This is a genomic window from Oceanobacillus sp. FSL W7-1309 (assembly GCF_038002145.1).
GTDB lineage: Bacteria > Bacillota > Bacilli > Bacillales > Amphibacillaceae > Oceanobacillus > Oceanobacillus profundus.
Map to the genome: position 1 here is coordinate 887,472 of NZ_JBBOBX010000002.1, position 14,666 is coordinate 902,137.

General features: G+C 35.2%; 14 protein-coding genes. 1 reads left to right on the forward strand and 13 read right to left on the reverse strand.

The window, feature by feature from the left end:
• The 13 genes from NST46_RS17145 to NST46_RS17205 form a co-directional block, all read right to left on the reverse strand.
• Positions 1–945, reverse strand: a complete 945-nt coding sequence (locus tag NST46_RS17145) for a PP2C family protein-serine/threonine phosphatase (protein WP_303447298.1) — start codon at positions 943–945, stop codon at positions 1–3.
• Positions 942–2,447 (reverse strand): DUF6382 domain-containing protein, encoded by a 1,506-nt coding sequence (locus NST46_RS17150; RefSeq protein WP_251659041.1) that lies wholly within the window; start codon positions 2,445–2,447, stop codon positions 942–944. Before NST46_RS17150 ends, NST46_RS17145 begins: the two co-directional genes overlap by 4 nt.
• 234 nt (positions 2,448–2,681) lie before the next feature.
• Positions 2,682–3,200, reverse strand: coding sequence for an A24 family peptidase (locus NST46_RS17155; protein WP_118889106.1), 519 nt, complete (start codon positions 3,198–3,200; stop codon positions 2,682–2,684).
• Between the two features lie 63 nt (positions 3,201–3,263).
• Complete coding sequence (locus NST46_RS17160; RefSeq protein WP_118889105.1) at positions 3,264–3,776, reverse strand: A24 family peptidase; 513 nt, start codon at positions 3,774–3,776, stop codon at positions 3,264–3,266.
• 35 nt (positions 3,777–3,811) lie between these two features.
• Positions 3,812–4,387: a TadE/TadG family type IV pilus assembly protein gene (locus tag NST46_RS17165; RefSeq protein WP_118889104.1), complete on the reverse strand. Its 576-nt coding sequence runs from the start codon at positions 4,385–4,387 to the stop codon at positions 3,812–3,814.
• Between the two features lie 85 nt (positions 4,388–4,472).
• Positions 4,473–5,132, reverse strand: a complete 660-nt coding sequence (locus tag NST46_RS17170) for a DUF4352 domain-containing protein (protein WP_341137504.1) — start codon at positions 5,130–5,132, stop codon at positions 4,473–4,475.
• A gap of 21 nt (positions 5,133–5,153) precedes the next feature.
• Positions 5,154–7,298 (reverse strand): DUF5702 domain-containing protein, encoded by a 2,145-nt coding sequence (locus NST46_RS17175; protein ID WP_118889102.1) that lies wholly within the window; start codon positions 7,296–7,298, stop codon positions 5,154–5,156.
• 12 nt (positions 7,299–7,310) lie between these two features.
• A complete protein-coding gene (locus NST46_RS17180; RefSeq protein WP_341137505.1) occupies positions 7,311–7,976 on the reverse strand; it encodes a TadE/TadG family type IV pilus assembly protein in 666 nt (221 codons plus the stop codon).
• A 21-nt stretch (positions 7,977–7,997) separates the two neighbouring features.
• Positions 7,998–8,186 carry a Flp1 family type IVb pilin gene (locus tag NST46_RS17185; protein WP_095307117.1) on the reverse strand — a complete coding sequence of 63 codons (189 nt, stop codon included), beginning with the start codon at positions 8,184–8,186 and terminating at the stop codon, positions 7,998–8,000.
• 47 nt (positions 8,187–8,233) lie between these two features.
• Positions 8,234–9,097, reverse strand: coding sequence for a type II secretion system F family protein (locus NST46_RS17190; RefSeq protein WP_095307118.1), 864 nt, complete (start codon positions 9,095–9,097; stop codon positions 8,234–8,236).
• Between the two features lie 6 nt (positions 9,098–9,103).
• On the reverse strand, positions 9,104–10,051 hold the full coding sequence (locus NST46_RS17195; protein WP_095307119.1) for a type II secretion system F family protein: 948 nt from the start codon (positions 10,049–10,051) through the stop codon (positions 9,104–9,106).
• Positions 10,052–10,055: 4 nt separating this feature from the next.
• Positions 10,056–11,300: a CpaF family protein gene (locus NST46_RS17200; protein WP_240033757.1), complete on the reverse strand. Its 1,245-nt coding sequence runs from the start codon at positions 11,298–11,300 to the stop codon at positions 10,056–10,058.
• The gene (locus NST46_RS17205; RefSeq protein ID WP_340001878.1) at positions 11,293–12,420 is read right to left on the reverse strand and encodes an AAA family ATPase; all 1,128 of its coding nucleotides are present in this window, start codon (positions 12,418–12,420) and stop codon (positions 11,293–11,295) included. The genes NST46_RS17200 and NST46_RS17205 overlap by 8 nt, the downstream gene beginning before the upstream one ends.
• A 611-nt stretch (positions 12,421–13,031) precedes the next feature.
• Here NST46_RS17205 and NST46_RS17210 point away from each other — a divergent pair.
• Entirely contained in the window at positions 13,032–14,453 is a 1,422-nt protein-coding gene (locus tag NST46_RS17210) for a zinc ribbon domain-containing protein (protein WP_341137506.1), read from the forward strand.
• The last annotated feature ends 213 nt before the right edge of the window (positions 14,454–14,666 follow it).

Sequence of the window (14,666 nt, forward strand, 5' to 3'; positions counted from 1 at the left end):
TCACAATTTGGTTCCTTTTAAGAATGAAAAGAACCCTTTCTTTTCTGCTGCATAATCCGTATTTACATATAAATTACGAATAAGCATGAGCGTAATATTATCATTTGCATCGGAAAAATTAGAGAAATTAATTAAGTAATCACAGATCGCTTGAAGATTGGTGTACTCTTTTTCCAAACTAACCAGCATATTCTTAATTTCTTCATTGGAGAACAATGAGTAAAATCCATCACTGCAAACTAGAAAAAGGTCACTTGCTTGATAAGTTCCTTTATGGCTATACACATTAATTGTACTTTCAATTCCAAGACATTGCGTGAGTACATGTCTTTTTGGGTGGCTTCTTGCCTCTTCTTCACTCAATATTCCATTTGTTACTTGTGCCTGCACCCACGAGTGGTCTTCCGTCAGCTTTAGAAGCTCAGGCTCTGTTTCAAGAATTTCTGTGTGCTGTTCCTCTAATAGACTCGACAGATATTGCTCGTTTACAGCTTCTTGTTGAAAATATTGCTGAAGACCGTAATTCCAGTTTTTCATATGATAGATTCTACTGTCACCTATATGAATAACTGCGTACGATCCTTGATACATGACAATCATCGAAAGTGTAGTACCCATCTTCTTCCCTGTTTGCTGTGATAGAGCTTTAATTCCTTTATTAATCTGCTGCAATATATGTTCAGTTTCTTTTAAAACACGCTCGATTGTATCTTTTCTTCGAATTAACTTTGATATTCGCTTATTCCACCATTTCTCCAGCTCTGCAATCGCAAAACGACTTGCAATATCACCAATTTGATAGCCACCCATGCCATCTGCAACTACAAATAAAGCAATTTCATTTCCATTTGTATCTTTCTCCATCAAATGTAAATAGGAATCTTCATTTTTACTTTTTTTCATACCTTGGTGTGTAGCTACACCGGTTTGCCAATTTCTGCTCATTGTGAACTGCTCCACTTGAATGTATAATGTGCTTTTCCAAGTTCGAATTCATCATCTTCCTTTAATGCGTAGACCTTATATGGAACCATTGGATCTCCATTTAATTTAGAGCCATTCTTCGAGCCTAAATCCTTAATACCAAAGCTTGAACTATCAATTTTAATAATTTCAGCATGTATTCTTGAAACGCCAACAGCTGTATCAGGGTAGTTAACTGCCTCTTCGTTTCTGCCGATTAAGAAGTTATTTGTATGGATTGCAATCGTTTGTGGTGCTTCATCTGCTGACGTACGGATGAGTGTAGCCGAAATGTCAACTTCCTTCTCCATCGTAGCAACGGATAAATTAGATTCTTCCTCTAAAAGCACTGTATCTTCATTATCTGGTGCTAATAACGTTGTATCTGCCTGCGCTGCTGCAACTGGCGCAACATTTGAAGGACTAAACTGTGTTTGATACTGTTGTTTCGGTATCTGTACATTAAATCTTTGCTGCTTTTGTCTTACTTTTGGTTCCGGATTTGATTGATTATGTATTGGTTGATCTATTGCTTGTGGTACTTCTGTCTCAACTGCAGCAACACCTGGTCGCCAGATTTTCCAAAATACAAATACGGCTACAATGACAGCAACTGTTAAGATACTGCTTGTTAGCAGTACGGCTGGATTTCTATACATGTCGTAAAGCTTCCAAATGAGAGCTATGGCTAATAATGAGCCCATGATTAGATATACTTTCGTTCTAGAAGTCAATGGCGGTAGCTTCTTTTTCCCTTTTTTCTTCGTCATACTTTGACTGCCAGCAACAATTGGCTCAGAACGCGTCTGCTCTGCTGCGTTTTGATTTTCCGTAAAGCTTCCTTCCATCTGGTTACCATTCAGATAATCATGATTCGAATACATTTGGTTGACATTAGAACGAAGTGAAATCAACTCTAATAATAATGTTTTTAACCCACTTAAACTAAAGGATGCATTTTTAATGTAGTTCAAAATACTTTTAAATTCATTTCCTTGTAGACCTTCAATTTCACCAGCGACGTCCGTTAATAGTTTTTTCATATCTTCTATTACACTAGTATTTTTATCAAGGTCAATAACTGGTAAATAGGTTAAATATACATCGCTCGCATTTTGCCCGATAAATAGAAATTCCATCTGTAAGATATAATTTTTCTGATCAAGCATATAGGAACTGGCTTCCTCAAGTGTATTGATAAGAGAAAGAAATAACTGATAATAATCATTCATTGATGCTTTATTATCACGAAAGTAGGAAATTAGCTTCTGTTTTGAATTTATATCATAATGGAGCTTTGTAACCAGGTCAATATGCTCCAATGACATTGGCAGCATATGTGGTATTCGATTAGACTGAATCATCTTCAATTGAACCGCATTTAAATCATCTGCCGTTAATTTTTTGTTGTCTTTTTTGGAAAATACGATTGATTGACCATTCTCTGTCGAATAATCATATTCCAGATTGTAAATTGTTCCCATTCTTTTTCCTCCTACATGATTATGTACTATTTAAATAAATAGTTGATTGTTTTCCAGCTAGCCTTAAATACCATTCTTAATCTTTAATAGACACAACTATTATTGCTGTGCATCAGCATTCTTAAAAGGAAAACAAGTTGCTTTTGTGACTTTATATTCATACAGCTTCCTAAAATCTCGATTTAATATGAAAATGAGGTGTTGGAAAAATGCGTTTATTCATTTTTTCATGCATCAAATAATTGGATATATGTAAGTGATAACAACTGCTGGAACTACTGCATACATAAATGGAAATCTTGTAGCCTTGTTTTTTTTATAATCCTCTAATTTACGATAGTCTTTCATATACAATGAATCTCTTAAATAAAAAAACGCATCAATCATTTTTTTCATAAATGTTTTCGTTAATAATAAAATTAGTGCACTAAGTATTCCAGCAAAAACGATTGAAAGAACCATCATATTAACCACCATATCGAAGCCTACCAAAGAACCAATTGCTCCAAATAACTTAACATCCCCAGCTCCAATAGCTTTAAAGATGTACAAAATCAGGAAAATCCCGCCAGCAGTTAATAACCCAAGAAGAGAAAATAAAAGACCGCCAAAACCATCTGTAATGAAATGATAAATTATCCCGACAACTATCCCGCCGGCAGTTAGCCAGTTCGGTAGTTTTTGATTTTTAATATCGGAAATGAAAGCAATTATTAAAAATAGAAAAAGTATATAATCATGAACCCCGAGCATCTGACTCTCCCTTTCTCGTAACTAGAAACTTCCTTTACATACAAAAAATGAAATTAAGAATACTTAAATGAATAGAAAGGTATAAGTTAATATAACCCCTGGAAGGACTGCATACATAAAAGGGAAAGAAATAATTTTCGATTCTTTATCAATAATGGCAAATTGTTTATCCCATTTTCTATTTAAAAAAAGGATTCCTTTATTATACAAAATATACAGCTTCGTTCTAGTAATTATTAATAGAAGTATACCAATTACCCCTCCACAAACAATGGAATACATAAGGATATATAATACGATTTGAATCCCTGCAAATCCACCTATTGCTGCAAATAGCTTCACATCACCTGCACCAATTGCTTTAAAACCATAAAGTACCAGGCATACCACAGTTGCAACGATCAAACCAAAAACAGAAAACAGGAATCCATCAATACCATTTGTAATAAGATGCAAGATAAATGCTAGCAACATCCCACCTGCTGTTAACCAATTTGGTATTTTTTGGATTCGGATATCCCATAAAAATGCAATTATGATAAATAAAAAGAGGAAATAATCATTCATTTGCAACATGTGTTCACCTTACCTACGTATTATTCTTCTTCAAATTAGTATCCGCCAACCCAAAGACGTTCATATGCCTGCTTTTTAATTGTTATCGTCCTATCAACAAATGGTACAGTTAAATCTAAGTCGTAAGTTGCCGTAATGCCAATGTACGAGTCAGCACCACCATTGATCGATCCTGGTAATTCAACTTCAACATTTATATTAGATCCCGTGGCGGAATTGGAATTCATATTATCTGCAAATTTCTCTTGAACGATTGGAGTTACAACTGACGCTCCAAGTTGGTCTATATAATTTGAACTTGAAGGATCAAAATCCAAAAGCTCTTTTAACGATGTGCCAACTAATTTTTCAACGTCCTCCAAACTAATAATATTGGTACTAATACCAGACAGTTTATCGCTTGCAAGATTCTCGACTTGATCTGATAGAATCGTTGCCGGATAGGCATGTGTTGAAATGATTTGTGCTGTTTCAGATACAGACTTGTTCAGTGCAATTTCTGCTACAGAGATACGGATGATAGAAGCCATAAAAACTATAAATAACATAAAGAACGGTAAAACTAGCGCAGCTTCCAGTGTAATACTTCCATTTTCACTTTTTAATCGCATTCTGCATCCTCCAAACAGACTTATAAACCAGAACTATTCTTACTATTATAAGAATAGCCCCAGTATGTTCGTCTATATTTCCATGTTATTTAGCTTCGTCTTGTGTAAATTCAAATGCTACTACATTGGATAGACCAGAAAAATTTCTTCCGGTATTTAACACATACAAGTCATTAACTGGAAGATCATACAATAAAACTCCAGTATGTGACTCACCGGGTGCTATTTCTGGCCACTCTTCTGCAACACCATCCATATTAAACCATCCAAATCCAGTTGATTCCCTGTCTGTAGATAGGAATGTATTACCTAATGCATCTGCACCAGGAATCGGTTCATTCGTCAGGTTTTTAACAGTCACGTCTACAAGTACATAATTCCCTTCTCGTGATGGATCATTAGCAACTTCATCTTTTATTTCCACTGAATTTAACGTAATCTCAAATTCGCCAAAGTTGCTGCCGATATGTCCAGTATCGCCAATACCTAAACCTTCTTGATTCTCAGGATACTCCCCGTTGTTTTCTGATGCTGATTCATTTGACTCATCTTCCTGATTATTTTCTTCACCTTCAGAAGTATCTTCATCTTCATTCTCGGTAGCCTCATCCTCAGGTGTTTCTGATGTCTCTTCTTCCGTAACTGGAGTGTCCTCCACTTCTTCATCTTGTTCATCATTATTACAAGCAACGAGCAAGCTTGATAATAATGCAATAGAAAACAGACCCATAAACAGTTTTTTCATTTCATATTCCTCCTGTCATACTTAGTAAGAGTAGTTTGTTTCCGTATCGATATAGTATCTGCCATTTCTTACCTGACCTTCTAATATATTTGTACTTCCAAGCATATCAATGATTCCTGGAAGAAACCACAAATCAATCGAAGCTTCTGCATTTGCTGTGGCATAGATGGGTGCATTTTCTAAATCATCAGATGATTTCTGATCAATGACAGACTGAATTCGAGTGATACGTTCATCATCCGGATCTGGATGCAGAAATAAGAAAAGCCTTAAATAAAATTTGTAATCTGTTGAGAATGATCTAACTCCCCTAATTTTCAATAATGGAACTTCCTCACCTTTAGTCAACTTTGTAATATCATTTACTGTCTCGGTAAAAGACCAACCTACTGCGGCCAAAAATTTTGGTAACGGAAGTACTACTGCTTGCACTTGCGGTTGTGAAAATGATGAAATAAAATTAAACGCAAATCTTGTTGCTGATAATTCCAATAATGCATTTGCATAATTTATTCCCGGTGCATGATGACCATATAAAATATATTCCACTTCTCTATTTATAAATAGAAAATTTTCCGGATAACTGCCAGGTTCCATTATACCTAAACTGTCATCTGCTTCAAATCTCGTAAGAATATACTCATTTATATATGCTTTGTTTCTAATTTCAGTGGATAGGTCCCCAAGACTCTTAAATAAATTTGATACGATATCAAATGCATCTGATGCACTATCTTCAGGATCCTCCAAGTCAAGGTTTCCCGGGTTGTTCAACGAAGCATTGCCATATGTTTGAACTAATGATTCTAGTTCAGTATAGACTGGGAAATCCTGCGTAAAAGCAATTCCTTTTTGAAAGATGTCTTTTATTTTTTCAAGTTCTCTCAATGCATCCGAAAGACCACTGTTATCTTCTCCACCATCAACTCCAGTGTCTGTTTCCTCATAATTATTATCAATATATTTTCTGGCCTCATCTGTATCATTCAGTGCTGTATTAAACTTACTGATAATATTATTGAATGGTGGACGAAAAGCTGTTAAATCAAATTCAAGTATCTCAGATAATGTCTCAATTTGATATTTTACATATGGCAAAAGCCTTGTCGATGCTCCTGGTTGACCGCCATCATCAACACTATCCAAAGCCTCTTCAATATTAGAACGGGCTGTTGTGAAAAAAGAGCTATCCAAAACATAATCGTTTATCATATCCGTTAATTCACTTATTTCATTTTGAACATCTGACATGGAGCTATCACTACATTGACTATCGGAAAGGTCTCCATATTTTCCTTCAACTTCTTCCCTTGTATCATCAATTTTTTTCTGAATAGCTTCATTAATTTCCTTTGCATTGTTCAAATCAACAATTGCAGCCTCTAATTCGGTTTTATTTGTATTTGCATTATCCCGAATATCTTTCAATAAATTCCTGAGGTCATCTTCAAACTCTGAATCTTCATCTTCAATGTATGTTGGAAAATGATCTATCGCATTACCAAGATTATTTAGGTTAGGATATGTAGATGCATTTGTACCATTAACCTTATTATCAACTGAATCTAATTGATTATAGGCATTCTTCATATGGTTAATTGCTTTTTCCATTTCTGCATCTCTATCTTTAACTAAATCGTTAACATCTTTGGAAATATCAACATATATTTCTGCTTCCAGCATGGTACAGGAATAAGGCAGGATACCATCTAGTATAACTTTCCCAAACTCTATCGGTGCAGTGTATTTCATATCCTCTAATATCTGGTGTTTAACAATTTCCTTATTAGAAAAAGTACGCCCAGAATCAGGTGCGAAGCTAGTACTCTCCATTTTCGTATCTACAAATCTGAAATAGCTACCTTCTTCTACTTGTAAATTATTTTCAAATACCTTCTCAAATATCTCTCCTGGATCTTCAGCATTTTCATTTATGATAAACAATCCTTTATTCTGTACGTCCTTATTGTAGGAAGAGAATGCAGAACGAATTGCGCTTTTAGAAGCCTGCTCCACCTGGTTCTCAGCCACCATTATTCGAACAAAATCTATTAATACTGCATTAAATAAGAATAGTAAGAGGGTAACTATAATAACATAAATAGAAACAGCTCCATTTTCATTCACTATAAAGTGCCGAAATGCTGTTTTAAATCTTTTCTTCAAAATTACCCTCCTTTAATTTCCAGATATAAATTTTGTTATATACCCGGAGTAATCTGCTATTGATTTTACAGCATACATAACCAAGTCTGTTGTTCGAATAAATTCAGTAGGTTCTGTAACTACATGACTGGCCTCTGCCTCAATTTCATTTATACCAAACAAGCTGCTTAATGAGGAAGGCAAATTCAAGGGACTTCTTAATTTAACAACGATTTCACTACCTGCTAACCCATTGTTGTATTGCACTTCACCAGTGGCTCCGGGTGGCAGGATATCCGTTGTAGCTCTTCCCAGCTTTTGCTGTGGTAAACTGCCACCACCGCCAGAACCAATTTGTACGGTTGCATTTCCTTTGGAGAATATATCAATTCCAAACTGAGATAGGTACTGATCACTTGTTAATCTCCAGTAGAGACCATCTCCACCAGGGAATGTAGTATATTTATCAAATTCCCCAGTATCAATATCTTTATCACTGTTATCCCAAACAAATGCCAGTCGTTCTGCTACTGTATTTGCACTGTAGTGGAGAACGGATTGCTGATAGATTACCAGTGCAAAAAAGATAAAACTTAAGGTTAAAAGTAATAATATCGGGAATATTACTGATGCTTCGATAGTAAATGCCCCATGCTCATCCTTTTTAATTCTTTTTAAATATTTTTTCATGAATTGCATAATTTAAGTCCCCTCAAAAGGTTACTCCTGCTGGAATTCACCAATATTCTGATCACCGAAATTCAATAAATCCTCAATCCAACCCATAATTCGATCTCTAAATAGTAATGCAATTACGACAATAACAGCTATAATCAACATAATTTCCAATGTCTGTAAGCCTTCCTCATCATTCCAAAAGTTCTTAATCGATTCTTTAATCATATTCATTTTTCTTCCTCCTAAAATTCTTTTGTTTTATATTTTGTAACCTGTACTTACAAGATGGTAAGTGCAGGAAAACCAACAATAATCATAACCGCTACAAAAATGAGTATAAGCGGGAATACGAGCTTAGATGACGCCTCTTCCCCTTTTGTCTTGGAAATGGACTTTCGCTTCTCCCATAACTCATGAGACAATTCACGTAATGCAAGAATTAAATCATTACCACCCTTACGATAATTTAATAAAATTGTTGTAGTAAAAATCGAGATTTCTTGTACACCACATTTTTTACTTAAATCATTCAATACTTGATGAAAAGGTTCATTACTCACCATTTTATTAACTGTTTCAGTTAATTCTTTAATTAGTGGAGAATTCGGGTCATTTGTTTGCGTAACACATCGGATTAATGCTTGCTGCACTGTTTCCCCGGCATTCACTAACAAAATAATTTTATTCACTACTTCTGGGAGCTCCGTAAGAATTTTTTCCTTCCGTTCCTTTTCTTGACTCGAGAGCTTGCTAATCATTGCATATGGAATTAGAACAGTGAATAAAATCCCAACGATAAAGATCGTCACATCACCTTCAGATAATAACGTAAATAAAAATGTTCCTAATAAACATACAAGTGACGTTGAAATTAGTTGTGCCACATACATTCTCGTATGCTGCAACGCTGTTCTGTTGCCATATAAACTAATCATTTTTTGTTGTATTTTTGCAATTTGACTGTATAGCCGCTCCATAATCTTTAAATTATCAATAATAAATAATGATACAGGAGCCATAAACATTAGCGGATAGTCGTTTTTAAAGTCCTCAACAACTACATCATATTGCTTCCCAACTTTAACGGAAATTCCAAAATATATAAAAATTATCACTAAGGTCAATATGCCATAGACCATCATACTTCATCACACCTTAATATCCATAATTCGTTGCCCAAACCAATAGGAAAAAATAAGGATCCCCAAACAAACTGTCATAATCAGCGGACCGCCCGAACTCCAATCATACATTGGAGCTAAGTAATCCTCTGCACTGTATTTCAATAATAAAATCATTCCTACCGGTGCAACACTTAAAATTCGTGATTCGAATTTCTTGGATGCAATCATGACGGCAACTTCTTGCTGAATATCAATTTTTTCACTAATAATATCTGACGTTCTTCGAATAACTTCTACGAGGTTCCCGCCAGACCGCTTACACGTAATGAAAACATCCGCAAAATTTTGAATATCTTCAATATCGGAACGGATACTGAAATCTAAAATTGCATTCTCGATTGTCTCTCCATTTTCAATTCGCCGATTAATAATCTCGAACTCCTGAATAATTTCTGTTTTTGGATCTGGATATAGAAGATATAGATCTGACACAACTTCTTTGAAGCTATTCTCGATTGACCTACCTGCTGCAAGCGATGAGGACAGCGAGGCAATTGCTTCCTTAAATTGTAATTTTAATTTTTCCTTGCGTTTTTCTAAGAGTGTTTTCTTCTGGATTTTCGGATAAAACAATCCAGCAGCCCCAAAGATAATCGCAGCTATAAAGCTTTCATAAAATAAATAACCGATAAATGCGAAAAATATGATTGCAAGAGCTGCATAAAAGATATACTCTCTCATCAAGAGGTGATACTCCGCGTAATCGACAAGATGTGACTCGATTTGCTTATCTGATCGATGACGCATCCGTTCCATAAAATGCTTCTTTTTTAGTTGTTCCAGCTCTGTATTTTTGGCAACTTCATCCGCCAGTTCCGTTTGGTTTTCCTCTCGTTTCTTTCTTTTTGATACAGCGATAATATACCCTGCTACTAAAGCAACCAATAGGATAACTAAAATAATATCCGCCATAGCATCACCCGCTTACCTTTTCATGATCTACTTCGATACCTGCAAGATTCGCTTTTGACTGGTTAACCAGATTATTACCTGTAGAAACGAGTTTTCCGATTACTTCACCATTCTCTTTTTCTCCTTCTTCCACGAATTCATAAAGTGGATTTAAAACGACTTCACCATTTTCAACACCAAGCACTTCACTTATCGCGACAATTTTCCTTGAATTATCTCGCAAGCGCATTAAGTGAATCATAATATCAATCGCTGAAGAAATTTGCTTACGAATAACTTCCACTGGTAGGGTTGCACCATTCAGCACCATTGTTTCAAGTCTGCTCAGCATATCTTTTACAGAGTTAGCATGACCAGTGGAAAGCGAACCATCATGACCAGTGTTCATCGCCTGCAGCATATCAAGTGCTTCGGCACCACGTACTTCCCCGACGATGATTCGATCTGGCCGCATACGCAAGGAAGATTTGATTAAATCACGAATTGTAATTTCTCCCTTTCCTTCTGTATTTGCATTTCGTGTTTCCAAACTAACAAGATTCGGAACATTTTTAATTTGAAGCTCAGCAGAATCCTCAATCGTAATGATTCGTTCGTGTTGCGGAATAAAATTTGAAAGTACGTTTAAAAATGTTGTTTTTCCTGAACCCGTACCTCCACCAATAAAAATATTATACTTCGAGATGACAAGTTTCCTTAAGAATTCAGCTGCTTCTTCGGAAATCGAATCATATTTGATTAAATCCTCAATGAGCAGTGGTTTATCAGGAAATTTCCGAATCGTCATTACTGGGCCTTTTAAGGCGATCGGTGGAAGAACCACATTTACCCTAGATCCGTCTTGTAATCTGGCATCAACAATTGGTGAAGATTCATTAACCACACGATCCACTTTCGATACAATCGATTGAATGATATCCTCTAATTTTTGCTCACTTTCAAACTGAATATCTACCTTTGTCGTTGAACCAAATCGTTCGATAAAAATCTCTTTATGATTATTAATCATAATCTCTGTAATTGTCTTATCATCAATTAATGGCTGTAGAACGTCATAACCACGAAATGAGTTATAGACTCGCTCAACGAGATATTTAATCTCCGTAGACTTCAAATGTTGCTCCTTCGCATAGTCAAATACTGCAGCCTCTACATATTCCTTTAATTCATCATTCGTAATCGAGTGCATTAAATCTAAGGTTTCTCTAAGCTGCCGAATGAGATTCTTCACAATTTGTTCCTCAACCAATGGTAGAAACCCCCTCCAGTTCGACTATAATCTTATCGTGAATAATGGATTGAAGCTCTTGATTAAATTGTTCATTTCCTAATATTTCAGAGCTGGATTGCATGTTGATCCAGTTTTCTATAAATGGCAGGTAGCCATCTACGGATATCCCATACTCCCCCATCGTACCTACCATCGATCCAGTATACTTATTTAAAAGAACTGTTAGCTTATCTTTAACGATGTTTTCTTTACCCATCAACTTTAGTTCTTCTTCAAAAAACGACTTTGTTTTTAATAAACTTTGCACATCGTTTGCAATTGGCCAGATGATCTGGTCGCATTCTTTGATAGCTGCGATGTTTCTTTCGTGCAAGGAACTATCAAGATCGACAACAATATAATCATAAGCACCTGTTTCAACAATTCCATTAATTAATCGCTTTACATCAGCCTCATTGAATTCAAGCAACTCATCGGCACTAATCTCAATGTCGAAATAATCAACCATTGAATATGCGTCGTACTTTTTCAACGCTTCAATTTTAGACAAAAGCTGAGGTGATTCTGCTTTTACATAATAAAATATTTGCAATGACGGATTATCTTCAGCAGATGTAAAATATAGTCTTGTAGTATTTAATAGCTCAAGATTTAAATAAAATACTTTCGCATGATTAAGTGCCAACTGCTTACTTAAGTTTGTAGCAATTGCCGTCTTACCGCATCCTCCTATTGGAGAATAAACTGTTATTACTTTCGTTTTCTTGCTTCTTGCCAGCAGCTTACCTGCTGATTGATTTCGCTCATAATAGATTGCAAGGATACTGGAAATAAGTTGATTTAACCGCTGGTATCGAAACACAGCTTCCATCGATTCTCTCCTTGTCGATAGCTGATCATCCTCGAGTAGAATAATGCATGTTTCAGGAGCTATATTTAGCATTGGATCATATAGCTCTGGGCTAATTAACATAATGTCGATTATGTCTCCTCGTTTTAAATAGGATTCCAGTTTACCTTGTTCAGAAAAATATGTAACGATAAATCGTGACGCTTCCTCTGATATGCGCAAAAAGGCTGATAATGATTCCATATAGCTACTATTATGGTCTGCCACGACAATTCGTATTTTTTTCAATTCATTCACCACCATATTAATTATGCCTTCACTTTTTACTCACATAATATTACTAAATCTGTCACATAATTTTAAGGGGTTTTACCAAAAACAGTTATATAGTCCTGGTTTAGTTCGGGAATTATCTTGAATTTAAGATAAGGATATAGTTTTAATTTAAGATATTTGGATAAATACATATGATATATCAACAATTTCGATTAAACGTTCGTATTCTAGTCTATTTTTGAAAGAATCATTAAAAAATAGAATGCTTTATTTTATTTTCAAAAAATTATTCATATTTCCGATTGGGAAAATAAGGAATTGTATAATCGCATTGACATAGATCAATATAACTAGATGGAGATGATTAGCTGACTTTTTTCGGGAATGTAATGTAAATGTAATAATAATGAAATGTTTGTTAACGTTTTCCATCTTTCAAAAAATCGCTTTTTGATAGTACTTTATAAATAAATATGTGTATATTACGAACTAAAGTTTGAGTGCGACTAATATTAAATATACTAATATCTATTGAAATAAACAGTCTATAAGTAGCATCCTATTTCGTTCGTCTTATGATAATATGAAAATACTTACATAGATTAAAGGGAGGAACTATTTTTATGAAGTGTCCGAATTGTGGCCACAATCTTTCTGGCGTAAAGAAATTTTGTCCGGAATGCGGGTCTAACGTTTCAGAACAAAAAGCACCGAGAAATAAGAAAATATTTCTAGTCATAGGAGCTATTGTAGGAGTATTATTCATTGCAGTCATCAGTTTATATGTAGTTGGAAACAAGTCTTTTGGTACAGAACAAAGCATATCTGCTTTCGAAGATGCAGTTGCTAACGAAGATACAGCAAAACTTAAGTCCTTACTCGTTCCAGCTGTTGAATCATTTGAAATAACCGATGAGAATACAAGTGCATTTATCAATTATCTTAATTCTAATCCCGAATCACTAGATGAGCTTATTTCCAAGTTTCATAGTCAAGCAGAATTTATCAACCAAACCGATGGAAATAATGGCACTGCATACATGGATGATGTTTATGCGACTTTAAATCTTATCCATGATGGGAAGGCCTGGGCATTATTTGACGATTACAAGTTTGAAGTTATTCCTGCTATGATTACCCTAGCAGCAGAAAATGAAAACATTACATTATCCATAAATGAAGAAGAGGTTGCTACTACAACAGAGGAAACTTTTGAAGAAAGCTTCGGTCCATTTATGCCTGGAGTCTATTCTGTGCAAGCTTTATTTGATAATACATATGTAACGGCAGAGCAACATGATGATCTTGAACTTTTTAATAATCGTCAGCAAGCAGGGTTCCATGAATTTGAACTTCCGCTTGCACCGATTACTGTCCATGCACTTGAGGACGATTTTACGTTATATATTAACGATGAAGAAACTGACATAACGATTTCGGAAGGCGAACAATCAATTGGTACCTTTCCAAATGACAATTCTGTTTCCTTGGATATTAGAAAAGATTATCCATGGGGAGTTGTAAAGAGTGAAGAGATAACAATTGATAGTGACCACGTGAATTTTAACAAACTACATGCACTAAATGACGAAGCCCTCCATGCGTTAATGGAACAATTGAATGAAACGATCGCACAGTATCAAATAGCACTTTCTGAAAGAGATGCATCACTACTAAAAGATGGTATTACTGAGAATTTCAAAGAAAAATTAGAAGATCAAATTACTGACGTCGAGAAGGAAGATCCAGATTATACCGGAAAGCTAGTTCACACTACTTATGATCTATCAAAAGTAAGTGATCCGAAATTTGACGAAAACAAGGATGCTTATACGCTTGAATTTTATGTACACCATGTGTTTCATGAACCAAACAGTAACCTAGGATGGCTATTACGGGATAGGGATGAGGATCAGTACACGAGATCGAGAAAACTAACAGTCATTTATGACGAAAATGCAGGAGAATGGAAGCTTGATTCCAATGTAAATGAATACTTCATTATTGTTGATTCTGAAGCTGAGGAATTTGAGATTGCGGAGTAAATGATTTTAATAAGGGTGACAGATGTACGTTCCAAATATACATCTGTCACCTCTTCTTTTATTCCTGCTGAATTGGCATTTAAACTAAAAATGCCGGATAATAATGTTTTATAAACTTCCCAATTCATTTTTATCTTTATGAAAAGCGTATCGACTTCAATATGCCCACTTCCCCACGTTGAGTCAACACACCATTTTTTTCTTCATCGTGTT

Coding starts and splice junctions, on each gene's coding strand:
- NST46_RS17195 (WP_095307119.1), bottom strand. CDS start 10,051: ATGGCGGATATTATTTTAGTTATCCTATTGGTTGCTTTAGTAGCAGGG.
- NST46_RS17155 (WP_118889106.1), bottom strand. CDS start 3,200: ATGCTCGGGGTTCATGATTATATACTTTTTCTATTTTTAATAATTGCT.
- NST46_RS17150 (WP_251659041.1), bottom strand. CDS start 2,447: ATGGGAACAATTTACAATCTGGAATATGATTATTCGACAGAGAATGGT.
- NST46_RS17145 (WP_303447298.1), bottom strand. CDS start 945: ATGAGCAGAAATTGGCAAACCGGTGTAGCTACACACCAAGGTATGAAA.
- NST46_RS17185 (WP_095307117.1), bottom strand. CDS start 8,186: ATGAATATGATTAAAGAATCGATTAAGAACTTTTGGAATGATGAGGAA.
- NST46_RS17160 (WP_118889105.1), bottom strand. CDS start 3,776: ATGTTGCAAATGAATGATTATTTCCTCTTTTTATTTATCATAATTGCA.
- NST46_RS17190 (WP_095307118.1), bottom strand. CDS start 9,097: ATGATGGTCTATGGCATATTGACCTTAGTGATAATTTTTATATATTTT.
- NST46_RS17165 (WP_118889104.1), bottom strand. CDS start 4,387: ATGCGATTAAAAAGTGAAAATGGAAGTATTACACTGGAAGCTGCGCTA.
- NST46_RS17180 (WP_341137505.1), bottom strand. CDS start 7,976: ATGCAATTCATGAAAAAATATTTAAAAAGAATTAAAAAGGATGAGCAT.
- NST46_RS17170 (WP_341137504.1), bottom strand. CDS start 5,132: ATGAAAAAACTGTTTATGGGTCTGTTTTCTATTGCATTATTATCAAGC.
- NST46_RS17210 (WP_341137506.1), top strand. CDS start 13,032: ATGAAGTGTCCGAATTGTGGCCACAATCTTTCTGGCGTAAAGAAATTT.